23 protein-coding genes are annotated in these 24,709 nt (G+C 67.8%); 6 read left to right on the top strand and 17 right to left on the bottom strand.

The genetic code is table 11. The annotated features are described in order from the left end of the window. Window positions 1-35: 35 nt before the first annotated feature. From LDO14_RS12480 to clpS, 4 genes are all read right to left on the bottom strand, one after another. The gene (locus LDO14_RS12480) at window positions 36-833 is read right to left on the bottom strand and encodes an MBL fold metallo-hydrolase (protein WP_018768377.1); all 798 of its coding nucleotides are present in this window, start codon (window positions 831-833) and stop codon (window positions 36-38) included. After that, window positions 830-1,900: a glutamate racemase gene (murI, locus tag LDO14_RS12485; RefSeq protein WP_043424768.1), complete on the bottom strand. Its 1,071-nt coding sequence runs from the start codon at window positions 1,898-1,900 to the stop codon at window positions 830-832. The genes LDO14_RS12480 and murI overlap by 4 nt, the downstream gene beginning before the upstream one ends. 66 nt (window positions 1,901-1,966) lie before the next feature. Further along, the gene (locus LDO14_RS12490; RefSeq protein ID WP_056387968.1) at window positions 1,967-2,533 is read right to left on the bottom strand and encodes a DUF2017 domain-containing protein; all 567 of its coding nucleotides are present in this window, start codon (window positions 2,531-2,533) and stop codon (window positions 1,967-1,969) included. Then, a complete protein-coding gene (gene clpS / locus LDO14_RS12495) occupies window positions 2,526-2,909 on the bottom strand; it encodes an ATP-dependent Clp protease adapter ClpS (protein WP_018768380.1) in 384 nt (127 codons plus the stop codon). The genes LDO14_RS12490 and clpS overlap by 8 nt, the downstream gene beginning before the upstream one ends. A 214-nt stretch (window positions 2,910-3,123) precedes the next feature. On the opposite strand from clpS, the gene LDO14_RS12500 reads away from it, so the two are divergent. Beyond that, on the top strand, window positions 3,124-4,452 hold the full coding sequence (locus tag LDO14_RS12500; protein ID WP_056387970.1) for a nicotinate phosphoribosyltransferase: 1,329 nt from the start codon (window positions 3,124-3,126) through the stop codon (window positions 4,450-4,452). Window positions 4,453-4,461: 9 nt separating this feature from the next. Continuing rightward, window positions 4,462-5,094, top strand: a complete 633-nt coding sequence (locus tag LDO14_RS12505; RefSeq protein ID WP_018768382.1) for an isochorismatase family protein — start codon at window positions 4,462-4,464, stop codon at window positions 5,092-5,094. Window positions 5,095-5,109: 15 nt separating this feature from the next. Here LDO14_RS12505 and LDO14_RS12510 read toward each other — a convergent pair whose 3' ends face one another. From LDO14_RS12510 to LDO14_RS12530, 5 genes are all read right to left on the bottom strand, one after another. Further along, window positions 5,110-6,891: a DEAD/DEAH box helicase gene (locus tag LDO14_RS12510; protein WP_018768383.1), complete on the bottom strand. Its 1,782-nt coding sequence runs from the start codon at window positions 6,889-6,891 to the stop codon at window positions 5,110-5,112. Continuing rightward, window positions 6,891-7,232, bottom strand: coding sequence for a DUF3039 domain-containing protein (locus LDO14_RS12515; RefSeq protein ID WP_026265633.1), 342 nt, complete (start codon window positions 7,230-7,232; stop codon window positions 6,891-6,893). Before LDO14_RS12515 ends, LDO14_RS12510 begins: the two co-directional genes overlap by 1 nt. 108 nt (window positions 7,233-7,340) lie before the next feature. Further along, a complete protein-coding gene (gene nagB / locus LDO14_RS12520; RefSeq protein WP_056387972.1) occupies window positions 7,341-8,120 on the bottom strand; it encodes a glucosamine-6-phosphate deaminase in 780 nt (259 codons plus the stop codon). Between the two features lie 21 nt (window positions 8,121-8,141). Next, window positions 8,142-9,713 carry a transporter gene (locus LDO14_RS12525; protein WP_134163853.1) on the bottom strand — a complete coding sequence of 524 codons (1,572 nt, stop codon included), beginning with the start codon at window positions 9,711-9,713 and terminating at the stop codon, window positions 8,142-8,144. Further along, a complete protein-coding gene (locus LDO14_RS12530; RefSeq protein ID WP_026265634.1) occupies window positions 9,695-10,489 on the bottom strand; it encodes an ABC transporter ATP-binding protein in 795 nt (264 codons plus the stop codon). Before LDO14_RS12530 ends, LDO14_RS12525 begins: the two co-directional genes overlap by 19 nt. Before the next feature lie 51 nt (window positions 10,490-10,540). On the opposite strand from LDO14_RS12530, the gene LDO14_RS12535 reads away from it, so the two are divergent. Further along, entirely contained in the window at window positions 10,541-12,415 is a 1,875-nt protein-coding gene (locus LDO14_RS12535) for a Na+/H+ antiporter (RefSeq protein WP_026265635.1), read from the top strand. Window positions 12,416-12,429: 14 nt separating this feature from the next. Here the strand turns inward: LDO14_RS12535 and LDO14_RS12540 are convergent, their stop codons facing one another. Genes LDO14_RS12540 through LDO14_RS12555 form a run of 4 tightly spaced genes read right to left on the bottom strand, consistent with a single transcriptional unit; the run spans window position 12,430 to window position 16,543 of the window. Further along, window positions 12,430-12,714, bottom strand: coding sequence for a DUF3253 domain-containing protein (locus LDO14_RS12540; protein WP_018768389.1), 285 nt, complete (start codon window positions 12,712-12,714; stop codon window positions 12,430-12,432). Between the two features lie 14 nt (window positions 12,715-12,728). Then, a complete protein-coding gene (locus tag LDO14_RS12545; protein ID WP_263422478.1) occupies window positions 12,729-13,790 on the bottom strand; it encodes an NADH:flavin oxidoreductase/NADH oxidase in 1,062 nt (353 codons plus the stop codon). 35 nt (window positions 13,791-13,825) lie between these two features. After that, window positions 13,826-14,818, bottom strand: a complete 993-nt coding sequence (locus LDO14_RS12550) for a tetratricopeptide repeat protein (protein ID WP_223991999.1) — start codon at window positions 14,816-14,818, stop codon at window positions 13,826-13,828. Window positions 14,819-14,869: 51 nt separating this feature from the next. Next, window positions 14,870-16,543 (bottom strand): hypothetical protein, encoded by a 1,674-nt coding sequence (locus LDO14_RS12555; protein ID WP_223995217.1) that lies wholly within the window; start codon window positions 16,541-16,543, stop codon window positions 14,870-14,872. 324 nt (window positions 16,544-16,867) lie between these two features. Between LDO14_RS12555 and LDO14_RS12560 the strand changes: the two genes are divergently transcribed. Then, on the top strand, window positions 16,868-18,097 hold the full coding sequence (locus tag LDO14_RS12560) for an AI-2E family transporter (RefSeq protein ID WP_223995219.1): 1,230 nt from the start codon (window positions 16,868-16,870) through the stop codon (window positions 18,095-18,097). A 37-nt stretch (window positions 18,098-18,134) separates the two neighbouring features. Here the strand turns inward: LDO14_RS12560 and LDO14_RS12565 are convergent, their stop codons facing one another. Next, window positions 18,135-18,932, bottom strand: a complete 798-nt coding sequence (locus tag LDO14_RS12565; protein WP_018768394.1) for an alpha/beta hydrolase — start codon at window positions 18,930-18,932, stop codon at window positions 18,135-18,137. 29 nt (window positions 18,933-18,961) lie between these two features. Next, window positions 18,962-19,315 carry a hypothetical protein gene (locus LDO14_RS12570; RefSeq protein ID WP_026265638.1) on the bottom strand — a complete coding sequence of 118 codons (354 nt, stop codon included), beginning with the start codon at window positions 19,313-19,315 and terminating at the stop codon, window positions 18,962-18,964. A gap of 119 nt (window positions 19,316-19,434) precedes the next feature. Here LDO14_RS12570 and nucS point away from each other — a divergent pair, with 119 nt between their 5' ends. Both nucS and LDO14_RS12580 read left to right on the top strand, forming a co-directional pair. Then, complete coding sequence (gene nucS, locus LDO14_RS12575) at window positions 19,435-20,130, top strand: endonuclease NucS (RefSeq protein WP_134163850.1); 696 nt, start codon at window positions 19,435-19,437, stop codon at window positions 20,128-20,130. Window positions 20,131-20,437: 307 nt separating this feature from the next. After that, window positions 20,438-20,641: a cold-shock protein gene (locus LDO14_RS12580; protein WP_011692441.1), complete on the top strand. Its 204-nt coding sequence runs from the start codon at window positions 20,438-20,440 to the stop codon at window positions 20,639-20,641. Window positions 20,642-20,735: 94 nt separating this feature from the next. Here LDO14_RS12580 and LDO14_RS12585 read toward each other — a convergent pair whose 3' ends face one another. Next, on the bottom strand, window positions 20,736-23,348 hold the full coding sequence (locus LDO14_RS12585) for a DUF2156 domain-containing protein (RefSeq protein WP_134163909.1): 2,613 nt from the start codon (window positions 23,346-23,348) through the stop codon (window positions 20,736-20,738). A 32-nt stretch (window positions 23,349-23,380) separates the two neighbouring features. Continuing rightward, window positions 23,381-24,709 carry an alpha/beta hydrolase-fold protein gene (locus LDO14_RS12590; protein WP_223992001.1) on the bottom strand — a complete coding sequence of 443 codons (1,329 nt, stop codon included), beginning with the start codon at window positions 24,707-24,709 and terminating at the stop codon, window positions 23,381-23,383.

Genomic DNA, 24,709 nt, shown 5'->3' on the forward strand with positions numbered 1-24,709 from the left:
GTGCCGGTGCATGGCTTGTCGGGGCGACGGCGCGGCTAGATGGTGTAGTGCACGCCCGCTACGGCAACGGCCACGTCCCCGGGGAACACCGGGCGCGCTTCGGCCATGACCGTGGTCTGGGACGTCCATACCGGGATGTGGGTCAGCAGGAGCCGCCGGGCACCGGCCGCCGCTGCAGCCTCCCCCGCCCGCTTGCCGGTCAAGTGGACATCCTTGATGCCGGCGTCACGGCCCTCTTCGAAGGCTGCCTCGCACAGGAACAGGTCCGCGTCCTTGGCGGCTTCCTCAAGCCCCGCGCAGGAGTCCGTGTCGCCGGAATACGTCAGGACCCGGGACACCGACGTGCCGTCCTTGCCGGGCTCCACCACCTCCACCCGGAGGGCGTAGGCCTCCTCAATGGGGTGGTTGACCGCGAAGGGCGTCACGGTGAAGGGGCCCACGGTGACGGATTCGCGTTCGGTCCAGTTGGTGAAGTCGAACTCCTCATGCATGCCGGGGTCCAGGTCAAGCCCATAGGCCGTGGCCATCCTGTCCGCCGTGGCGGCGGGGCCCCACACGGGAATGCGGCCGCGCCCCCACCCGCCGGGCTTCCAGCGGATGGCAACGTGCAGCCCGCACAGGTCCATGCAGTGGTCCGGGTGCAGGTGGGTGAGGAAGATCGCGTCGATGTCCTCCAGGTCCGTGTAGCGCTGGATGGCCCCCAGCGCGCCGCTGCCAAGGTCCATCACCACCTTCCACGACCGCTCACCGTCGGTGGCGGTCAGGAGGTAGCACGACGCCGGCGAGCCGGGCCCGGGGAACGAGCCCGTGCATCCCACGATGGTCAGCTTCACAGGGCGGGTCCTCCGGAGCGGCGTGCGTCGGCCAGTCCGCCGCCCACGAAGTTGGAGATCCTGGGGCGTTCGCGCGCGCCCTGCGCGGCGGCGATCATCTCAGGGGTGATCCGCGCCAGGCTGCCCGTAGGATACTGGGCGGCCACATGGTCCACGTGGCGGACGGACAGCACCTCGGGGCCCAGGAACCGCCGGGCCAGCGCCTCGAACTGCCCGGCGTCGCCGGTGGCCACAAAGTGGTGCTCGGGCGGGGTGGGGGACGTGCGCTGCAGGTTGTGCGTGGCAAGGGCGCGGTACACGTCCTTGGCGGTTTCCTCGGCGCTGGAGACCAGGGTGACATCCGCGCCCATGACGTAGGAAATCACGCCCGTCAGCAGCGGGTAGTGGGTGCAGCCCAGGACCACGGTGTCCACCCCGGCCGCCTTCAACGGGGCAAGGTACTCTTCCGCGACGGCGAGCAGGGCCGGGCCGGTGGTGATCCCGGCCTCCACGTAGCTGACGAACTCCGGGCAGGCGACAGAGGTGATGTCCAGGTCGGGCGCCGCGGCGAAGGTGTCCTCATACGCGCGCGAGCCCACGGTGGCCGACGTGCCGATCACGCCCACCCTTCCGCTGCGGGTGGCGGCAACGGCGCGCCGCACCGCGGGCTGGATGACTTCGATGACCGGGATGCCGTACTTGGCGGTGTACCGCTCCCGGGCGTCCCGGAGGACAGCGGCCGACGCCGAGTTGCAGGCGATGGTGAGCAGCTTGACGCCGGAGTCCACGAGTTCGTCCATCACGCCCAGGGCGTTGGCCCGCACCTCCGCGATGGGGAGCGGCCCGTACGGCCCGTGCGCGGTGTCCCCCACGTAGAGGATCGACTCGTTGGGAAGCTGGTCAATGATGGAGCGGGCCACGGTGAGGCCGCCGACACCGGAATCGAAGACGCCGATGGGACGGGTTTCCGGGGCGACGGCGGGGAACCCGCTGTCGGCGTCCGTGGGCTGTGTTTCCGCCGGTGGTTCCATGCTCGGGGCTGTAGTCATGATTATTCGAGGATAGGTGTTCCCGGAAGCGTCAGCCATCATCTTGTGTCCCGCGACTCATGTCTGCTGCGTCACAGCGGACGGCCTCCCCCTGGCCGCCGTGGCTCACCGGCGGGATTCCATGGACTGCAGCAGGGCCTGGACCAGGGACTCCTGGAGCCAGGTGGTGAAGTTGTAGACCAGGGCCAGGTAGCTTTCCACGTCCTCGGCCTGGGACCAGTCCTGCATGCGGTGCACATGCTCGGCGTCGGCCTCGTCCCGGATGTCCAGCCGTTCGGCCAGGACCAGGCGCACATCGTTCAGCGCCATGGACCAGTGCTGCGCCCCCTCGGGGGTCAGCACGATCTCGTCCTTGTCCAGGTCCAAAGCCGCGGCGCGCAGGGCCCCGATCTTTGTCTCCCGCAGTGAACGCTCGGTGAGCTGGCGGAACTCAAGGGACGCGTCGCCGTCGTCCTTGACAACGTTGGGCAACAGCCGCTTGACGGCCCGGTCCGTGGGTTCTGCCACCTCCATGTCCAGGCCGATCAGTGCCGCCAGCGGGTCCTGCCCGGTGCGGTCCTCGGGCTGGAGCATGGAAATGACGTCGTCGATCAGGCTGCGCAGCAGGTCCCGTTCAGCCGGTTCCAGGTAGCCGGTGATGCCCTTGAGCCCGTATTTGAATGCCTTAGCCACGTTTTCCCTTACCCTGGCCCGGACCGCCGGACTTGCCTGATTTGCCGCCCGGACCGCCGCTGGCCTTTTCCACCGTGGCCCAGAGTCCGAAGCCGTGCATGGCCACGGCGTGGCGCTCCACCTGTTCCTTGCTGCCAGAGGCGACGATGGACCGGCCCTTCCGGTGGACTTCCATCATGAGCTTGTTGGCTTTGGTTTCCGAGTAGCCAAAGTAGCTTTGGAACACGTAGCTGACGTAGCTCATGAGATTGACGGGATCGTTCCAGATCACCAGGTTCCAGGGAATGTCCGGCGCGGTCAGGGAGTCGGTGGACTCTGCTGTGCCGGTCCGGATGCCCTCCTGTGTATCAGGGCCGGGCGCAACGCTTATGGTCATCTGTCCATTCTATGGGGAGGGTGGGCCCACACCGGCGAGGGCCCCGCGGCGAAGCGAAGCGAGACGCGGGAGCCGGTGGGTGGGCCCACACCGGCGAGGGCCCCGCGGCGAAGCGAAGCGAGACGCGGGAGCCGGTGGGTGGGCCCACACCGGCGAGGGCCCCGCGGCGAAGCGAAGCGAGACGCGGGAGCCGGTGGGGACTAGAGTGACTTTCGTGAGCACCTCAGCCGGCTGGGACCATCCCCGCACGTCCTTTTACACCGACCATTATGAGCTGACCATGCTGCAGGCGTCGCTGCATTCAGGGGCTGCGCACCGCAGGTCGGTGTTCGAGGCGTTCGCGCGGCGGCTGCCCGACGGCCGGCGCTACGGCATTGTCGCCGGGACCGGACGCCTGCTGGAGGGCATTGCGCAGTTCCGTTTCGGCGACGCTGAACTGGAGTTCCTGGAGCGTACCCGCGTGGTGAACCGGGAGACGCTGGAGTACCTGGCCAACTATAAATTTTCGGGCGACATCTGGGGCTACGCCGAGGGCGACGCATACTTCCCCAACTCCCCCATCCTGATCGTCGAGGCCTCCTTCGCCGAAGCCTGCATTCTGGAGACCTACCTGCTGTCCGTCCTGAACCACGACACCGCCATCGCTTCAGCGGCTTCCCGGATGGTCAGCGCCGCCGGTGGCAGGCCCTGCATCGAGATGGGATCGCGGCGCACCCACGAGGAGGCCGCCACAGCGTCAGCCCGGGCGGCCATCATTGCCGGCTTTGACAGTACTTCCAACCTTGAGGCCGGCATCCGCTACGGCGTGAAGACCGTGGGCACCGCCGCGCACTCGTTCACGCTGTTGCACGACACTGAACGGGAGGCCTTCGAGGCCCAGATTGCCTCGCTGGGCGAGGGGACGTCCCTGCTGGTGGATACGTACGACGTCGAAAAGGCCGTCCGCACGGCCGTTGACCTGGCAGGGCCCCGCCTGGGCGCCGTCCGCCTGGACTCCGGCGACCTGGTGGCCCAGGCGCAGTGGGTCCGGCGGCTGCTGGACGACCTCGGCAACGACCACACCAAGATCGTGGTGACGTCCGACCTGGACGAGTACGCCATCGCTGCCCTGCAGTCGGCGCCCGTGGACTCCTACGGCGTGGGAACGTCGCTGGTGACCGGCTCCGGCGCGCCCACCGCCAGCATGGTCTACAAACTGGTCAGCCGCACCGACGACGACGGCAACTTCGTGTCCGTGGCCAAGGCGGCCAAGAACAAGGCAAGCGTGGGCGGGCGCAAGTACGCGCTGCGCAAGCTGGACGAACGTGGCACCGCCACCGCAGAGGTGGTGGGCGTGGGCCACCGGCCGGAGGACGACGGCAACGACCGTCCGCTGCTGCAGCAGTTCATGAAGAACGGCGAGGTAATCCCGGGCTGGACCGGACACGAGGGCGTGCTGCGGGCCCGGCAGCGCCACGCCGACTCCATGGCCGAGCTGCCGTCCGTGGTCAACCGCCTGCAGCGCGGCGAGGCCGCCATCCCCACTCTCTACGAGGAAAACTAAGGAGCACCAATGTCCCGCGCTTTGATCATCGTGGACGTGCAGAACGATTTCTGCGAGGGCGGATCGCTCCCCGTTCCCGGCGGCGCGGCCGTGGCAGGCGCCATCAGCGAGTACCTGGACGCCCACAACAGCGAATACGACTATGTGGTTGCCACCCAGGACTGGCACGTGGACCCCGGCAGCCACTTCTCGGACACACCCGACTTCAAGGAGAGCTGGCCGCCGCACTGCGTGGCGGGCACCCGCGGAGCGGACCTTCATCCGGACCTGGACACCGAGTACATCGATGCCTACTTCCGGAAGGGGCAGTTCGCCGCCGCCTACTCAGGTTTCGAGGGGCTGCTGGCCCCGGAGGATGCCGTTCCCACCGGGGAACGGAACGCCGGCGGCCTGCCCGCCGCCAGGGAGGCCCTCGAGCCCGATGAGGACGCCATCGGCCTCGATGACTGGCTGCAGAGCCACGACGTGGAGGACGTGGTGGTGGTTGGCATTGCCACCGACTACTGCGTGAAGGCCACCGCGCTTGACGCCGTCCAGGCCGGCTACGGTGTCACGGTGCTGCGGTCGCTGACCGCCGGCATCGCCGAGGACCTGGAAGACGCCGTTGCGGAAATGGAACTCGGCGGGGCGGACATCGCCTGATTCCTGGGAGTGCCGCTACTTGCGGCCCACGAACCAGTCCTGGAGCTTGCGCAGCCGCGACTTCAGCTGCTCCTCGTTGGCCTGCGCCACGGGAGGGCCGCCGCAAACCGTGCGGAGTTTAGTGTGCACCACGCCGTGGGGCGTCCCGGTCCGGGCAGCCCAGGCGGCCACGTTCTTGGCCAGTTCGTTGCGCAGGTCCATCAGCATCCGGTGGTCGGGAACGGCCGGGGCCTGGCTTTCGGCGGCGGCCGGTGCCTTCCGGTTCTTCCGGTTCAGCTGCTCGTGCTGGCGCTGGCGCAGCAGCGTACCCACCTGCTCGGCGTCCAGCAGGCCGGGGATCCCCAGGAAGTCCAGTTCGTCGTCGGACCCTACCTCGCCGCCGGTGCCGAACTCGCCGCCGTCGAACAGGACCCGGTCAAAGGAGGCCTGGGAGTCCAGTGCCTCGAACTTGCCCTTGGTGAGGCTGTCGGAGGCCTTTTCTTCCCGGTTGGCCTCCTCCATCAGTGAGTCTTCGGGGTTGAAAAGCCCGTCGCCGTCCTCTTTTTCGGGGCGGTCCAGGGCGTGGTCGCGCTCCATCTCCATGGAATTGGCCAGTGCCATCAGCTGGGGAACGGACGGCAGGAAGACCGACGCCGTTTCGCCCCTCTTGCGGGCACGCACGAAGCGCCCCACGGCCTGGGCGAAGAACAGCGGCGTGGACGTCGAGGTGGCGTATACGCCGACCGACAGCCGGGGCACGTCAACGCCTTCGGAGACCATGCGCACGGCCACCATCCAGCGCTTTTCGCCGGCGGAGAATTCCTCGATCTTGCTGGAGGCCTTGGCGTCGTCGGACAGGATGACGGTGGGCGACTCGCCGGTGATCTTCTTCAGCTGGCCGGCGTAGGCCCGGGCGTCCTCGTGGTCGGTGGCGATGACCAGGCCGCCGGCGTCCGGGACGGTGCGCCGGACTTCGCTGAGCCTTTTGTCCGCGCCGGCCAGGACCGCTGGGATCCACTCCCCCGCGGGATTGAGCGCGGTCCGCCAGGCGTGGCTGGTGATGTCCTTGGTCACCGCTGCCTCGCCGAGGGACGCCGCCATTTCCTCGCCCGCGCTGGTGCGCCAGCGCATCTGGCCGGAGTAGGCCATGAACATCACGGGCCGGACCACGTGGTCCCGGAGCGCGTTGCCGTAGCCGTAGGTGTAGTCGGCCTTGGAGCGCCGGATCCCGTCCCGGTCCTCGGCGTACTCCACGAACGGGATGGGCGAGGTGTCGGAGCGGAACGGCGTACCGGTCAGCGACAGGCGGCGCACGGCGGGATCGAATGCCTCGCGCAGGCCGTCGCCCCAGGACAGGGCTTCGCCGCCGTGGTGGATCTCGTCCAGGATCACCAGGGTCCGGGCAGCTTCAGTCTTGGCCCGGTGCAGCAGCGGTTTGCTGGCCACCTGGGCATAGGTGACGGCGACGCCGATGAAGCCGCGGCCGTGCTGGCCGTCGGAGTTCTTGAAGTTGGGGTCGATGGCGATCCCCACCTTGGCGGCAGCATCCGCCCACTGGCGCTTCAGGTGGTCCGTGGGCGCAACGATGGTCACCCGGTTAACGGCGCCGGAATCGATGAGCGTGGAGGCGATGCGCAGCGCGAAGGTGGTTTTACCGGCGCCCGGGGTTGCCACCGCAAGGAAGTCGCGGGGACTGTTCTTCAGGTAAAGGTCAAGGGCTTCCTGCTGCCAGGCACGGAGTTTCGGGGCGGTTCCCCAGGCTGCGCGTTCCGGATACGCCGGAGGCAGGGTGGGACCGCCAAAGAGCGTCTCCGTCACTACTTGTTGCTGCCCGAGTCCCCTCCGGGACCCTTGCCGCCGTCATTGCCCGGCCGGAGGCCCTCGTAGACCTCCTTGCACATGGGGCAGACCGGGAACTTCTGCGGATCCCGTCCCGGCGTCCAGACCTTGCCGCACAGGGCGATGACGGGCTCCCCGGTCAGCGCGGACTCCATGATCTTTTCCTTCCGCACATAGTGCGAAAAGCGCTCCCGGTCCCCGGGTTCCACTTCCTGGCGCAGTTCCTCGCGCTCAATGGTGGCCGTGGACGATCCAGCCCCGGAAAGCTCGCGCATCGGGTCGTTGTCGAGAGGGTCCGTCATGCTAGTCATGGCATCCATCTTAGCCGCTCCCCCGGCCCGGCGTTCGACGGCGGCACGCCCGCGCGGAGGCCCCGCACCGGCCGCCGTCGTACTTTTTCATCGCCGGCGGCAACGCGCGTAAGGCGGCTAGAGTCCCTGCCACGAAGGCTTGTTTTCATAGGTGTGGCGGTAGAAATCTGCCAGTTTGAGGCCGGAAGCGGCGGCCTCGTCCAGCAGGACGGTGGCGTGTGGATGGAACTGCAGGACGGATGCGGGGCAAATGGCAGCCACAGGTCCCTCCACGAAGTCGCGGACGGCCCGGGCCTTTTGCGCCCCCGTGGCCACCAGGATCACATGTTTGGCCTCCATGATGGTGCCCAGTCCCTGGGTGATGACATGGTGCGGTACCTCCGCAAGGTTGTTGAAGAACCTGGCGTTGTCGCGGCGGGTCTGTTCGATCAGGCTCTTGATCCTGGTCCGGGAGGCAAAGGAGGAGCCCGGTTCGTTAAAACCGATATGTCCGTCGGTGCCCACGCCCAGCAGCTGCAGGTCCACGCCGCCCGCCGCGGTGATGGCTTGCTCGTAAGCGTCGCAGGCGGCGGGGATGTCGGATGCAGTTCCATCGGGGCCGTGGACGTTCCCGGGCGCAATGTTCACGCGGCTGGTGAATTCCCGCCGGACCACCTCGCGGTAGGACTCGGGGTGGCCCGCGGGCAGGCCCACGTATTCATCCAGGGCAAAGCCGGAGGCGCGGCTGAAGTCCAGGCCCTGTCCATGCCGGGCCGCCAGTTCGTCATAGACAGGCAAGGGAGAGGACCCCGTGGCCAGGCCAAGGACTGCGCCGGGCTTGCGCCTGATCAGTTTCTCTATGGCGTCCGCCGCGAGTTTGGCGATCTGCCGGCTGCCGCCAAGGATCACGATTTCCATGTTGTTCCTTTCCGGGAACTGTCAGCGGTTGACGGTAACCTGCGCCAGGAGCTCCGGCCCCCGCGCCTCGAGCCACTTGCCGCCCAGCCGCATACCGGCCAGGAAAAGGACCATGCCCAAAACGGTCCCCACGGCGAGGGTGAGCCAACCGAACAGGACGTTGCCGGTGACAGCCTGTGCCACCAGCAGCGCTGCCTCGGGCAGGACCAGGACCATCAGGACCAGCATTCCAACGAACTGAACGGCAAGGGTTTGGCCCACGTTGCCCGGTGGCTTCTTGAACGGACTGTCGCCCGGAAGCGGCACGGTCACCGTGTAGCGGGCCGACACCACCGAGGACAGCCCCAGGCCGGTGAAGAGGATCCCCAGGCTGAACCCCAGCTGGCCGGGCAGCGCGGCCCAGTTGCGGGTGAATGCCGCGTAGCCCACCGAGAACACCAGCACCACGGGCAGGGCGAAGGTCAGGCAGGCCAGGGCCCGGCCCAGCCGGTCAGCCACCCCGCGGACCCCGGTGGCCAGGTGCAGCGCAAACGCCGTGTTGTCGTACGAGACGTCCGCGGAGATGGACCAGGCCAGGATGAAGGCCGACACCGGGGCAAGGAAGGCAAGGCTGCCATAGCTGCCGGTCTGGGCCCCCTGGACACCCAGCACCACCGGAAGCAGCGGGATCACCACCAACGATCCCGAATACCGCGGGTCCCGGATCCAGTAGGTGAGCGACCTGGCCATCACCGCGCCCGCCGGGGTGGCCGGCAGCACGCCGAACAGGCCCAGCCGGCCGCCCTTGCGCTTCCCGGCACCGGCGTACGGCGGGGTGACCAGCGCCCGCTCGAGCAGGAGCTTCCAGCACCAGGCCAGGGCGCCGAGGACCGCCACCGAAACCAGCAGTTTCACCGCCGCCTGCCCGGGCCGGCCTGATGCGATGTCGCCACCGAGGGACCACGGTGCCCCGAGCGGCGTCCAGGACAACGTCCCGGCGAACCCGGGCAGGAATCCGGTGGAAGCGGAGATGCCACGGCCAACCCCTGCCACGATGGGGCCCAGCAGGACAAGCGGCACCATGAAGGCGATGGCGCTGATGTCCTTGAAGCGCCGCGAGGCAGCCAGGCTTGCCGTGGCGGTGGTGACCACCTTGGCCAGCACCACGCAGGTCATGACACCCAGGCATGCGCCAAGGAGGGCGGCAAGCGCGGGGAGCACGCCGCGGGACCAGGTCACCACCGTGGACAGGGCCACGAGCGTGGTGGCCAACCCCGGGATGCCGATCAGTCCGCCAAGGGCGAGGCCGGTGAGCATCTGCTTCATGGGAATGGCAAAGGTGGTGAAGCGCGCCGGATCGAGCGTCATGTCCGTGGCGGATGCCACCACCGGAATGATGCCCCAGCCAAGCACGGCGGCGGAGCCGCCAAGGACGATTGTGGTGTGCGCGGCGGCGGGGCCGGCGTTGCGCAGGAGGACAAGGGCGATGATCAGTGTTGCCACAACCCCCAGCGCGTAGAGCCCCGCAATGGCCATGCCCACCAGCTGCCAGGGGCTGCGGCGCAGTCCGTTGCGCAGCAGCGTGAGCTTGAGCCTCAGAAGGTGCGCAACCATTCCAGCCCTTCCGTGTGGCTGTGGCCTCCGACCAACTGCACGAAACGGTCCTCCAGCGAGGCGCCGGCCCGCACCTCGTCCACGGTTCCTGCGGCCAGCAGCCTGCCCCGGGCCACCACGGCGACGTGGTCGCACATGCGCTGGACCAGGTCCATCACATGGCTGGAGACGATGACCGTTCCACCGGAGGCGACGTACCGGTCCAGGATGGACCGGATGTTCGCCGCCGACACCGGGTCAACGGCTTCGAAGGGCTCGTCCAGGACCAGCAGCCTCGGGGCGTGGATCAAGGCCGAGGCCAGGGCGATCTTCTTTGTCATGCCGGCGGAATAGTCCACCACCAGCGTCCCGGCGTCCTGGGCCAGGTCCATTGCCGCCAGCAGCTCCCCTACCCGGGCGGCCACCACGGCTTTGTCCATGCCGCGCAGCAGCCCGGCGTACGTGATCAGCTGCTCCCCGGTGAGCCGGTCGAAGAGCCGGACGCCGTCGGGCAGGATCCCCATCAGCCGCTTGGCTTCCAGCGGGTGCCGCCACACATCCACCCCGTGCACCACCGCCGTGCCGAAATCGGGACGCAGGAGGCCGGTGGCCATGGACAGCGTGGTGGTCTTGCCCGCACCGTTGGGCCCCACGATCCCGAAAAACGAACCCGCCGGGACCTCCAGGCTGATGCCGTCCACCGCGATCTTCCCGCCGAACCTTTTGGCCAGCCCGCGGATGGACAGGGCCGCCACGGGCCCCGTATTCGGCGCCGGGGACGGTATCGGAGCAGTCATGCTGCCAGCCTAGTCCGCGGACCGGGGCTTCGGGGGTGCGAAACTAGCCCCATGGGTATTGCGTTGGGCCTGCTGGTGATCGTTGCTGTGGTGTGCGCCGGCAGCGCCGTGGGCCGCAGGTTCAATATCCCGGTTCCGCTGCTGCTGGTCCTGGCCGGGGTGGCGGGATCGTTCCTGCCATTCATTCCGCCCGTCGAGCTGAACCCCGAACTGGTGTTGGTCGGCCTGCTGCCGCCGCTGCTGTACGCGGCCGCGTTCCGCACGTCGCTGTTCGACTTCAAGAGCAACCGCCGCTCCATCGGATTGCTGTCCGTTGGCTACGTCATCTTCGGCACCGTGGGAGTCGGGTTGGTGGTGTGGTGGCTGTTCCCGGAAATCCCGCTGGCCGCAGCCATTGCGCTTGGCGCGGTGGTGGCGCCGCCTGACGCGGTGGCGGCTACGGCCATTGCACGGAAGGTGGGGATGCCCCGCCGGATCGTGAACATCCTGGAAGGCGAGTCACTGGTCAACGACGCCACGGCACTGGTGTGCCTGCGTGCTGCGGTGGCGGCCATCGCGGGCTCCGTCTCCGCCCTGGATGTGGCGGGTGGATTTGTGGTGGCGGCCGGCGGCGGCCTGGCGGTGGGACTGGCCGCAGCGTACCTCCTCACCGAAGTCAGGAAGCGGATCAGCAACGTTGCCATCAACACCTCAACATCTCTGATGGCACCCTTCGTTGCGTTCCTCCCCGCCGAGGCGATCCACGCGTCCGGGGTGCTCGCCGTCGTCGTAACCGGCCTGGTGATGGGCACCAAGGCGCCGTCCATGCCCAACGGCGCCGCGCGGCAAAGCGCCCGGAGCAACTGGGACACCGTCCAGTTCCTGCTGGAGAACGCCGTGTTCCTCCTGATCGGCCTGCAGGTGCGGAGCATCATCGACAGCGTCCAGGACGATTCGCTGGGTGCCGGCCGGGTGTGGCTTGGCTGTGCCGTGATCCTGCTGGCGGTGCTGGTGCTGCGGCCCGTCTGGGTTTTTCCGGCCACGTACCTGCCCCGGCTGATCCCTTCCGTGCAGCGGAAAGACCCCGCGCCGCCCTGGCAGTTCCCGGCCATTGTGTCCTGGGCAGGCATGCGCGGCGTGGTTACCCTTGCCGCCGTCCTGACGCTGCCGGACGACCTGGAGCACCGCAACGTACTGGTCCTGGCGGCCATGGTGGTGGTGGCAGGCACCCTGGTGCTGCAGGGATTCACGCTGCCGGCCCTGGTCCGGGTCCTGGGGCTGCCGGGACCGGACAGGCGCGAGGACGCGCTGAACCAGGCCGCGCTGATGCAGCTGGCCACCGCGGCGGGAATGGAGCGGCTGGAGCAGCTGCGGCGCGAGAACGACCCGCCCGAGGTCATGGATATGCTCCGGCGCCGGACCCAGGAGCGGGGACTCGCGGCCTGGGAGCGCCTGGGCAGGCCGGCCGCGGAGTCGGCCACCCCCAGCCAGCGTTACGCCCAATTGCGGATGGCCATGCTGGAGGCTGAGCGGGACAAGGTGCTGGAGCTTCGGCGTGGCGGGGACTTCGCGCATGAAGTCCTCAGTGAGGTCCTGGAACGGCTGGATGTGGAGGAGTCCATGCTTGATGCCTCCCTCAACGAACCCGACGCCGCCACAGAGGGAGGCGGCGAAGGACTTGCCCAGCCGGGCGGCGTGTGCGACCACCTGACCGCCGCCATGCCGTCGCCGGTTCCGGCGAACCCCACCTGTGCCGGGTGCGAACGGGAAGGGACCACACCGGTACACCTGCGAATGTGCCTGGCCTGCGGAAACATTGGCTGCTGCGATTCCTCGGCGGGACGGCACGCCAGCCGCCATTTCAAGGAAGCCGGCCACCCGGTCATGCGCAGCATTGAACCCGGTGAGGACTGGCGCTGGTGCTACGTGGATGACCTGCTCGGCTGAAGCAGGCCGGGTACTTAGTTCGGGGGCACTTTCCGGATCCTGATCGGACCCCTGGCCGTACCCGGATCAACGACGGAACCGCCTTGGGTGATGTGGACCTGCCCTGCGTCCACCAGGCGGCGTGCGGCGGCCCGGGCGGGTTCCATGAGCCGGCGCCAGTCATCTCCGCCCACGGCCCTGGCAGCATCAGAGGGGCAGATGGTGGCCGTGTCCGCACGGGATGCCAACAGTTCCAGGATCTTCGCTTCCAGCTGCCGGTCAACCTTGGTTTGCGGCCCCGTTCCGCCAGGATGCGCCATGCCGGACGCCGCGGTCAGAAGGCACGCCGCGGGATGGCCCGCTCGTACTGGGGCGGCCAGGCAATGTCGTAACCCAGTTCGAATGCGGCCCGCAGCCACCAGTGGGGGTCGCGCAGCGCCGCGCGCGCAATGAAGACGCCGTCGGCCTGGCCGGTGGCAACGGCGTGCTCCGCCTGCCCGGGCGTGGTCACCAGCCCCACCGTGCCGGTGGCGACTCCTGCCTCCTCGCGGATGGCTGCGGAGAATCCGGTTTGATAGCCCAGGCCCGGCTTGATCTGCTGGTGCGCCACGGCCCCGCCGCTGGAGACATCCACCAGGTCCACGCCGCGGGCGGCCGCCTCGCGGGCCAGCCGCACCGACGCCGCCTGGTCCACGCCGCCCGGCGCCCAGTCTGTGGCAGAGATCCGGAGCAGCAGGGGCATGGAATCGGGAATGACAGCGCGGACGGCGTCCACCACGGCCAGCATGAGCCGGTTCCGTCCGGCTTCGTCCCCGCCCCAGTCGTCGTCACGCTGGTTGATCAGCGGGCTCTGGAACTGGTGCAGGAGGTAGCCGTGCGCCCCGTGGATCTCCATCGTGTCAAAGCCGGCGTCCACCGCACGCACGGCGGCAGCGGCAAAATCGGCAATGACGCCGTGGATCTGTTCCACGGTCATGGCGGCAGGCGCCGCATAGCCCTCGAAAGCGGTGGTGGACGGGCCCACCGTGTCCCAGCCGCCGTCGGACGCCGGAACGCTCCCGTGCTTGCCCGAAAACGGCCAGTACGTTGACGCCTTGCGGCCGGCGTGGGCCAGCTGCACGCCGATCCTGGTGCCGGCGGTACCGTGCCGGTGGACAAAGGAGATAATCCGCTGCCAGGCCGCCGCCTGGTCGTCGTTGTAGAGGCCTGCGTCGCGGGGACTGATCCGGCCGGCGGCGTTTACTGCCGCGGCCTCCGTGAGGATCATCGCGGCGCCGCCCGTGGCAAACCCGCCAAGGTGCACCAGGTGCCAGTCGTTCGGAACGCCCGGGGCGTCGTCGGGATCGCAGCTGTACTGGCACATGGGCGATACCCAGCCACGGTGCTGCAGCTCCATGGACCGAAGCGTCAGCGGCTGGAACAGGGCCGGCACTAGAACAGCACCCGGGCAAGCGCCTGCCGCGACTTTGCTACCCGCTCATCACCTGCGCCCACGATGTCGAACAGCTCCAGCAGCCGTACCCGTGCGGTCTCCCGCTCCGGGCCGAAGTTCCTGCCGATGAACGCCACCAGCCGGTTCAGTGCATCCTCGACGTGGCCGCCGGCCACGTCGAGGTCCGCGACGCCGAGCTGTGCCGCCAGGTTGTCCGGCTCATCTGCGGCCTGCGCACGCAGCGCCTCGCTGTCCTGGGCCGACAACGACTGCAGCCGGTCCATCAGTTCCACCTGCGCCAGGCCGGCCTTGGCCTCATGGTCGGCCGGCATCTCCTTGAGCGCCTGGCGGTAGGCCGCAGCTGCGGCGGCGTAGTCGCCGGCCTCAATGGCGTCAAAGGCGGCCTGGTGCAGCGGCGGCAGCGGCGCGGGCTCCTGTTCCCCGCCCGCTTCCCCGCCAAGGCTTCCGGTGACCCCGTTCGCTGCAGCCACCTTGAGGAGTTCGTCGAAGAGGCTGCGCACCTGCTCTTCTTCCGCGCTGCCCTGGAAGAGCGGCACCGGCTGCCCCTTCAAGACGGCGACGGCGGTGGGAACGGCCTGCACCTGGAAGGCCTGGGCCAGCTGCGGGAAGGCCTCGATGTCTGCTGCGCCAAGGACCAGGCGTCCACCGTACGAGGCAACCACGCGCTCAAGGGTCTCGAGCATCCTGCCGGATTCGGGCGAGTACGGCGCCCACAGGGCGAACACCACGGGGACCTGGGCGGACAGTTCCACCAGCTGCTGGAAGTTTGCCTCGGTGACGTTGACCTTGAGTTCGGGGCCGCCGGCGGGTGCGTCCGGCTGGGCGCCCCGGGGCGCTGTTGCAGGGCCTGACGGGGCGGCAGGCCCGGACGGGGCGGCCGGGCGCTTCAGCGAGGAAAGGTCGACGGCGCCGCGCAGGTTAACCGGGTTGGCAGCGGCAGGAGGGACTGGGCGGGAAGCTGGCGAACTCATGTTTCCCACTCTAGCCACTCCGGCCGCTGCCGGTGGTAATACAGCCAGGCCCTACTTGAAGGTGGCTCCGACCAGGCCGCGGGTTGCGGCGACGAGCTTCATCGGGTCCGTGGATCCTGCCGGCGGCACATAGACCGCCATGGATTCCGCGAAGCTCAGCACCATGCCGGTGGTGGTTTCCTTGCCGCCGGCCAGGGCTGCCGCATCGTCGCCGATGCTCAGCTTGTCACCGGCCGCCTTGGGGGTGCCCTCGAAGCCAAAGTTGATCCGGCCCAGGACCAGGGCCCCGCCGTCCGAGGTGCGGAACACCACGGTGCTTTCGGGGACCACCTTGTGAGTGAAGGAGAAGTTGCCGTTTTCGCCTGCCTTCGCCACCTCAGCCTGGTAGGACAGGGTATCGGCGATATACGGCGAGGACTGGCCCTCGACCAGCTTGTCCTTGAACGGCGAGTCCGCCGACGTGAGCCTGTCGGCCAGGCCGGACATTGCTTCCTCGCCGCTGTAGAGCAGCCCGCTCTTGTCCGCTGCGGAAAGCGTCTCGGTACCGCCGCGGCTGATGTTCGGGAAGGTGGTGCCCGGCTGCAGCGGCGTGGTTTCCATGAGCTTGTAGTTTTCCCGCGGCGACTGCTGGACCAGGGTCAGGATCTGCGGAACGACGTTGCCTTCGCCCTGGGTCACGGCCAGCACCGAGCGGGGCCAGTCACGATCGCTGGTAACGACGGTGGTCAGCAGCTTGGTGGAACGTACGGGCATGCGCGGCTCGTAAGTGCCCACCTGGGAGCGGATCTTGTAGTTCTGGGTACGGACTTCCAGTTCCGGTCCACCCACGCGGTCCGCCAACTTGGCCGCATCCTTGGCGGCGTCGCCGGCGTCGGTGGCGCTGGAGACCTGCTCCAGGATCCGGCGGAACTGGGCGTCCAGCAGGACCGGCGATCCCGCGGCTTGCTTCGCCGTGGATGAGGCGCTGCCGGACGGCAGCGGGCTTGGACTGGCGGCCTGGGCAGCAGTGGCGGATCCGGCCAGCAGGGCGGCAACCACGCCGGCCGCCACCATGGTGGCCTTGGAAGAGGAGGACGACGACGGGGCCTGGCCCTGCGTTTCGGCGTTCCGTGCACGGGCGCGGCGGGCGTAGCCGCTGTCACCGCCCTCGCCGTCCTTCCGGCGGGCTGAAAGCAGTCCCAGGACAATTCCGCCCACGATCAGCAGGCTGCCCAGGACCATCAGCGGGACCGCCCAGGGGGTGGACGTGTCGTTGGGGAAGGTCATGGAGACAGAAGCCGGGGCGGCCTTGGTGCCGTCGGAAGCGAGGAGCAGGCTCCAGTCACCGTCGGCGGGCGGGGTCCAGGTGTATTCAAGCTCGCCGCTGGCATTCTCATTGGAAACCCAGAGGTCGGAACCGGCCGGGTTGGGGGCGGTCCCTTCGCCGTCGGCGTGCTCAACCACGAGTGACTTTTCGTCTTCGGTGACGCCGGTGATGGTGTTGTGGGCCGTCTGGCCCACCCAGGCGCTCACGTCATCGGGCCGTCCCGTGGCCAGCATGAAGTTGCCGTCGCCCTGGACGGTGATCTTGACGGTTCCGTCATGCAGGGTGCGCAGCTTCTGGTCGATGACCGTCAACGGCGCGGCGGCGGCATCCGCCGGCACGGACGCTGTGAACGTCTCGGATGGAGCCCAGATGGTTCTCTGGCCGATGCCGGCCAAAAGTGTCAGGAGGCCGAGCAGCACAAGTGCGGCTGCAGTCTTTAAACGCAAGGGAAACACCTATCATCAGCGGGGGTTTGCCTTCAATAGTAACCTTTTTGTTACCAGGAGCCCCTTTTTGCCCGTTCCGGCCCCTCTTCCGAAGACCTCCGGGCGGTGGCTTCGGCTCCCGGTGACAAGCCTGCTGATAGTGTTTGCGATGATCATCACATTGGCCCGCGCACGCGGAGCCACGCACGGAACAGGCCCCCAAAACCAGTGACTGACAAGACGGACCCATCCTCGGCGGCAACCGGAAATCCCGGGGATTCCAGGGGCCCTGTCCCTGCGACGGTGCCTCCCCTGGGAATGGCAGCGGCAGCCCACCGCAGGGGCACGGCAGCGGCTGCACTCGGCCAGGTGGTCCGCAGGCTCCGCCAGCCCTTGCCCGGAGCACAGCCCAGGCTTCGGTTCGAAATGCCCCCGGAATACACCGGGCAGGTTCCCCAGACGGACCACGGCGGTGACGAGGAACCCCAGTTCGGCCACCCCGGGCCGCGCATGTCCCCCCAGCATCCCCTGTACATGGGCTTCATGGGGACAGTGGGCGTGGGACTGGCGCTGCTGGTCTACTGGATCGGTTCCCACACCACGCAGCTGCTGCTGTGGATCGTGGCGGCGCTGTTCATCGCCCTGGGACTTGAACCCGTGGTGGGCTGGCTCGAAAACAGGAAGATCCCCCGGCCCGCCGGCATCCTTGTCTCCGTGGCTGTCCTCATGGGCGCCGTCGTCGGGTTTTTCGCCACTCTTATCCCCACCATTGTTGAACAGGTGTCGGAGATCGTGCGGCAGGCGCCGGACTGGGTGCGCAACTTCATGGACTCGGACTTCTTCCGCAGCCTCGATGACCAGTTCGGCGTGCGGGACCGCATCACCGAGGAACTGGACAAGTTCGTCAATGACCCGGCGGCCATGGGCGGCATTTTCGGCGGCGTGGTGGGATTCGGATCCACCGTGGCCAACGGGCTCTTCGGCACCCTCATTGTCCTGGTGCTGAGCCTGTACTTCCTGGCAGCGCTGCCGGCGATGAAGAAGTGGGGCTACAGGCTGGCCCCCCGCTCCCGCCGCAAACGGGTGGCCGCCCTCTCCGAGGAGATCACCCGGTCAGTGGGAAACTACGTCATCGGCCAGGCATGCGTGGCCCTCCTCAACGCCACTTTCGCCTTCGTGGTGATGTCCATCGTGGGCATCCCCTTTGCCCTGCTGCTGGCGTTCGTGGTGGTCCTGCTCGCTTTCATCCCGCTGGTGGGCGGCATGATCGCAGGCATTGTGGTGATCCTTGTATCCCTCACCCAGGGCTGGCAGGCGGCCGCCATCTACGCCATCTGCTATTTCGCGTACCTGCAGTTCGAGGCCTACTTCATCTCGCCGCGCATCATGCAGAAGGCAGTTGCCGTGCCCGGTGCCGTGGCGGTGATCTCCGTGATTGCGGGCGGAAGCCTGCTGGGCGTGCTCGGTGCGCTGATCGCCATCCCCACTGCCGCAGCGGTCCTGCTGCTGCTCCGGGAAATCTATATCGTCCGGCAGGACCAGCACTGACCCGCTGTCCCCCGCACGTCGTTCCCTGCGGGGCCGCTTAGGCGCCGGCCGTCGCCGCCGGCCCTTCCCATTCCTGCGGCAGCGGTGCTGCGGCGGCATCTGGACTGACAAGCGCCACGATGTCGTTCAGGACCCGTGCGGCGTACTTCTCCCCCACCCACAGATGCTTGGCCCCGGCCACGCCCACTACGCGGGCCTGCGGCACCAGGCTGAACCTTGCGGTTGCCTCGGCAGGCTGGAGGAAGTCGTCGTGCTCCGGCACCAGGACGGTGAGGGGCTTGCCGGATTCGGCCCACAGCTGCAGGTGCTTGTCCGTGGCGCGGTGCAGCGGAGGCGACAGCAGCACCGCCCCCTCGATCTGTGGGGCCACCGGCTCCACGGCCCCGTACATCAGCGCCAGTTCGGTCCCGAACGACCAGCCCACCAGCCAGCGGTTGGGCAGGCCCCGCTCAACGGCGAAGCGCACGGCTGCCTCGACGTCGTGCCGCTCCCCTATCCCTTCCTCGAACGCGCCGCTGCTGGCACCCCGGGGGGAGGCCGTACCCCGGGTATTGAAGCGCAGCACCGCGATGCCCGCCAGCGCCGGCAGCCGGTAGGAGGCCTTGCGGTACACATGGGAATCCATGAAGCCACCGTGCGTCGGCAGCGGGTGGAGCGTGATCAGCGTTGCCTTGACGGGGCCGGATTCCGGCAGTGCCAGCTCGCCCACCAGCGTGTGGCCGTCCTCCGTCTGCAGCTCGATGTTCTCTCGACGGGCGGGCAGGACGGTGGAGGCACGGATGGGGACAGGGCCCCCGGCCTGGGTGAAGTGGTACGACGCCGGATCAAAAGTCATGACTGCCAGCTTAGCGACAGCGGGCGGCGTCAGCGGTACCGGTAGCTGCGCGTCATCCAGCAGTTGGTGTGCCAGTGCCGCCGCTCGGCCAGCCCGGCGGCGGCACCAAAGAGGTGGTCGTCCTTCCAGACCACCAGGTGTGCGACGCCGGGCAGCACGGCGGTGGAGCATTCCGGGCAGATGTAGGTCTTCTCAGCATTCCTGGCGGTCATGGTCCGTACCATCCACTCGCCGTCCGGGGCGCTCTCGCGGCGGGCGATACCGGCCCGTGCCCGTTCCAGGTCCAGTTCGGGAATGTCCCCGCTCCTCTTTCCTCCTGCGCCCCTGCCGGAAGCGGAACCCTTGCCGGAAACAGGACGGCGGGGACGGTTGGAACGCGGCATGTATCCATTCTGCCCCAGGCCGCCCACTCCCCTGTCCCGCTCCTTGCCGCCGCTTCCGATGCACCCGGCGCCCCGCCGTCGGACATGGCCTGCGGAGCCCACGCGATAGTCTGTACGGCGTGCGACTTGTCATAGCCCATTGCTCCGTTGATTACGTTGGCCGGCTCAAAGCCCATCTCCCCCTCGCCACCCGGCTCCTGCTGGTCAAGGCGGACGGCTCCGTGCTGGTCCATTCCGACGGCGGTTCCTACAAGCCGCTGAACTGGATGAGCCCGCCTGCCACGCTGCGGGTTTCTTCCCCCGACGAAGTGGACCTCGAACTTGGCGTGGTGGAGCAGTGGACGGTGCAGTCGGCCAAGACCGATGACCGGCTCATCATCAATATCCACGAGAAGATCAGCGAGTCCTCCCACGACCTGGGCGTGGATCCCGGACTGATCAAGGACGGGGTGGAGGCTGACCTGCAGCGGCTGCTCGCCGAGCAGATCGAGACGCTTGGACGGGGCTACTCCCTCATCAGGCGCGAGTACTTCACCGCCATTGGGCCCGTGGACATCCTGGCGCGCGACGCGGACGGCGCCACCGTGGCGATTGAGCTCAAGCGCCGGGGCGACATTGACGGCGTGGAGCAACTGACCCGGTACCTGGAGCTGCTCAACCGCGACCCTTTGCTGGCACCGGTCCGGGGAATCTTTGCTGCCCAGCAGATCAAGCCGCAGGCCAAGGTGCTGGCAAACGACCGCGGGATCGACTGCATAACGCTGGACTACGACGCCATGCGCGGAGTGGACGACAGCGAATCCCGCCTCTTCTAGTTTTTGCCTTTGTTGCTTTAGGCACTTAATTGTCCGGCATTCGGTGCAGGCTTCAGCGACATCTGTTTTTTACCTAAATTTTGTCCTTTTTGCCCTCCGGCCCGTTGACCTGCGGGAACGGGCATGAAATTCTTATCTCAGTCTTTGTGTAGGTGTTTTTCATGCTCGCAAGACATGTTGCGAGCGCGAAGCTCCTGCAGCGCCGGATCTCCCATCGGGGAAAGGCAATCAGGATTCTTCTCGCGGAGTGACCAAGGTCGGCACGAGGTGTGCCGGTCTTAAAAAGTTCCACAATGAGGAGAAATAAATGGCACAGGGAACCGTCAAGTGGTTCAACGCTGAAAAGGGCTTCGGCTTCATCACCCCGGATGACTCCGATGGCGATGTCTTCGTTCACTACTCCGAAATCCAGACCGGCGGCTTCAAAACCCTCGACGAGAACCAGCGCGTTCAGTTCGAAATCGGCCAGGGTGCCAAGGGTCCCCAGGCTACCGGCGTAACGCTGGTCTAGTACCGCCCGGCCGCTTCCCGCGGCTGTCAGCGAATCAAATGGTCCCCGGCAGGATTGCCGGGGACCATTTTTTATGCCGGCGTTGCTGCCCGCCTCAGGTCACCAGCTTGCGCACCAGCCGGGCGCCCTGCGCCAGGGAAAGACCGGGGAGGTAGGCGCGGGTCAGCGCCCTGCCGATGGCGGGCAGGTGCAACGGATCCTGGTAGTACAGGTAAAGCGCCCGGTACTCCGGCTTGAACCGGGACTTGAAGGCCGCCAGGGAGCGGAAGCCGTAGACCGGCTCAAGCGCGTGGCCCACCAGGTCCAGGATCCTGACCAGGTTCTGCGCGCCCTCATCGGGGGCGCCCTCCTGTTGCCCTGCGTCCTCGCCCCCGCCGGGCCCCCCGGCGCCTGTTCCCTCAGCACCCGTTCCCCCAGCGCCCGTTCCCTCCGCGCCTGTTCCTGTTCCCCGCTCCGGCTGGGCATCGGGACGGCTGGCCAGCGGCGAACCCGACAGGGAGATCACGTCCACGGAATCCCGCAACTCCAGTACGGCGGAGGCAATCAGGAATTCCATCACCCCCGGAAATCCTTCACTGCCGCGGCGCATGACATCCAGGGTCCTGCTTACCAGCCGCCCGCCGTCGTACACGGGCAACCAGCTGGTCACGCCGTGGACCACGCCGTGGCCGTCCACGGCCAGGCAGCACAGGACCTCCTCGTCGTCGAGCTCGTCCACTCCCCCCAGCGTGAAGCCCATTTCCGGAACGGACTTGCCGGCCGCCCATTCCTCGGACACTTCGTTCAGCCTTAGCCGGAGCGTTGCGGGCAGCGAATGGTAGGAGCCCCAGACGGCATGGACGCCCAGCTTCGCGGCGCGGTTCAGGGCGGTCCTGACGTTCTGCCATTCCTTGCCTTTGAACTCAAGCTCGTTCAGCGCCAGCCGTGTCTCCTGGGCCACGGCCACGCGGGAGAAGCCGCGTTCCCTCAGTACCGGCCACATGGTGTCGTCGCAGGAATACAGCGCCGGTATCAGGGCCTGGCTGCGGCAGTAGTCCAGGAAGCCTTCGGTGACCCGCTGCTCGGCCTTGCGGTCACCGAATGCACCGCCCAGGGTCAGGGCCACGGTCCCATGCTGCTGGAAGGCCATGCCGCCTGCGCCGTCCGGGCTGAACCAGTACGTGTTGGGCTCCCACAGTGCCATCCAGGACAAGGGTCCGCCACCCTGGTGGAGCAGCTCCCGGGCGCGGCTGCGGTCCTGCCGTCCGAAGTGGAGGCCGTGGTGCCGGCCCACCAGCACCCACAACACCGCCGCCAGGGCCACGAGCCAGAACACCGGTCCCGAGTAGGCGAACAGCAGTGCTTCGGCACTGTCGCGTTCCGGGAAGACCCGGCGGAAATTCTGCGGAATGGGCACCGGGACGTACTGCCGGGCCAACTCGGCGAAAAGGCCCAGCAAGCCGCCGTCACGGGACAGTCCGCCGGACCAGAACCAGGCCACGGTATATGAGCTGGCCAGCACCAGCCAGGTTCCGCAGACCACCGCAGCGAGCGTCCGCCGGGCGCCCGGACGCGTCTGCACGCGGAACTGCCGCCGGTTCAGCCACAGGACCACTGCCAGCAGCAGCGGAACCACCACGAGCGGCAGCACATGTGCGAAGGCCGAGGACAGCGGCGTTGCATGCGTGCCCTGCAGGCGTGAGGGAACAAGGGCGAACAGTGCCAGGTAGACCGCGGCTAGGGCGGTGACAGCCAACTGGATGGCCAGCGCGATGTTCAGGGCCAGCCGGCGACCCCGGCGCATGCCGTCCGCGCAGATCAGCAGCAGGAGGACCGGCACCACGGCCAGCGCCAGGCCGAACGGGCCGGCAAACCCTGCCCTGCCCGTTTCCAGGCAAGTGGCGTCAACGGTGGCGCCGCAGTTGAAGATCAGTTGGTTCAGCGTGGGCATCGGGCTCAGGACGACGTCCCGGAGCAAAGCCAGCGGGCCGGTTGGCGCACGCGTGATTCCGGTCAGGATGGGACCCACCGCGAACACGGCAACGGTCAGGGCCAGGAGGTTCCTGGTTTCCCGGCCCGTCGACCGGTGACGGTGAAGCCGCCCCTGGTCCCCCTGGATCCACCAGCCTGCAAGGAGGCCAAGAAGGGCGCCGATGAGGCCAATGACGGTTTCGGCGTGCCCCACGTACAGGACCAGCAGCAGGGAAATGGACAGCACCACGGTGCGGAGCCGGCGCTGCCACAGCAGCGTGATCCGGGCACTGGCCGCAAGCCCGGCAATAAGCACCGGGGCATACGGACCGATGAGCCTGTCATCCACCATCCGGTCCAGCCAGCCGTCGCCCACATACACGGCCAGCTGGGTTACCAGGAGGAACACCGTGACGGCCGCGAATTGCCCGCCAAAGAACAGTCCGACGGCGGCCCGCCGGCCAAGCTTGCGCTCCGCCAGGCCCAGCAGCAGCACGATCATCAGCGACGCGGCGAGGTAGGCGAGCGGGTTGGTGGCGAAGAAGGCGCTGGTGAACAGCGTCCACCACTGCCCGCTGCGCAGGCCGGGGCCGCTGACCGAGGCCAGGCCCAGGAGCTGCTCAGGCGGCCCGTCAAGGAAGCTTCCGGTCAGGGCAGCGGCCGCAAGGAAGGCAACCAGCACGCCCAGGGTGAAGGGCATGGATTTCAGCGTGAGCAGCGCCTGCTGGACTGCCGGACGTCCGACGGCGGCCCACATCAGGGCGGCCGTGCGTTCCGGTTTCCTGGTGCTCACCACTGCAGCCCCCACTGGCTGCCAAGGAACTGCAGCGCATCCGCGAACCGCTTGGAGGACGTATCCCAGGAGTGGCCCGTGTGCTCCACCTCGTGTGCCTGCACGGTGAAGCCGGCGGCCTCTGCCGCAGCCGCCAGCGTGTGGAGGTTCCCCACGAACTCGGGATCGTTCTGGCCTGCAGTAAGGTACATGCCGCTGGACTCAAACCGTTGGTGTTTCATGATCTCCAGTGGAGTCTGCTTGGTGAATTCATCTGGGTTTCCGGGAAATGCTGCGTCTATGGTCTTCTGCCGCTCCTTGGCAATGGCAGGTTCGGCCTCGCTGGAGAAGGCGAGCACGTCGGCGTAGACGTCGGGATGCCGGGTTCCCATCTGCACGGCACACGTGCCGCCGAAGGAGAAGCCACCCACAGCCCAGTGGCTGTGGTTGGTATCCACCGCCAGGGTGGAACTGATCCACTGAGGTACATCCTGTGAGAGATAGGTGTCCGCGTTGGCAATGCGGCTGTCCATGCACATGGTGTTGGCGGACTGCGACCCGTTGGGATCCGGAATGACCACCACCGGGGACACTCCGCCGTGTGCCGCAGCAAAGGAATCCATGTGACCGCGGATTGCGCCGCCGGTGAGCCAGTCCGCCGGCCCGCCCGGCTGTCCGGCCACCAGAACCAGTACCGGCAATGCGGGCCGGTTCGCCGCAAAGTAGGCCGGCGGAAGGTAGATGTAGGCCTCACGCGTGTTCATCCCGGACTGCGTTCCAGGGATCGCGGACTTCCGCAGGACGCCCCCGTCCGGCAGCTCCCCTTCCGGCTTCCACCCCTGGAGGGGTACGCCGTCGGACGCGCCCGGACGGCGCATAAGGTCCTGTTCAAGGGCCGGTATCCGGGCCAGGGCCGTACCCAGCAGATCGCTCACGGTCCTGTTGAGGCCAAAGTACGCGTTGACTTGGATCGCCGAGAGCAGCACCACCAGCAGTGCGGCGAGGATCCCTCCCCCGCGTCCGCCCCAGCTGCTCCGGGGCAGCCGGAGCAGGCCCAGGAGAAGAGCCGCAACACCGGGCACAATCCACAGCAGGACGGGGTCCGGCAGGTCCTCGGGGAAGGTGGAGAAGATGTTGATGAGCGCCCAGTGCACCGTACCCACCAGCGCAAAGGCGGCTGCCGCGGCGGTGACGATGCGGACCGCCCACGCCCGGGCGCGGCGCCCCGGCGTCATGGAGGCGCGCCAGGGTGGCACCAGGAGATAGGCGGCGCCGCCCATTCCCAATACCAGGACGGTCCCATACAGTGGACCGTCCGTGAGCCGGATGTCTGAAAGCCAATCCAC

It is taken from the genome of Arthrobacter sp. NicSoilB11 (assembly GCF_019977375.1).
Classification (GTDB): domain Bacteria; phylum Actinomycetota; class Actinomycetes; order Actinomycetales; family Micrococcaceae; genus Arthrobacter.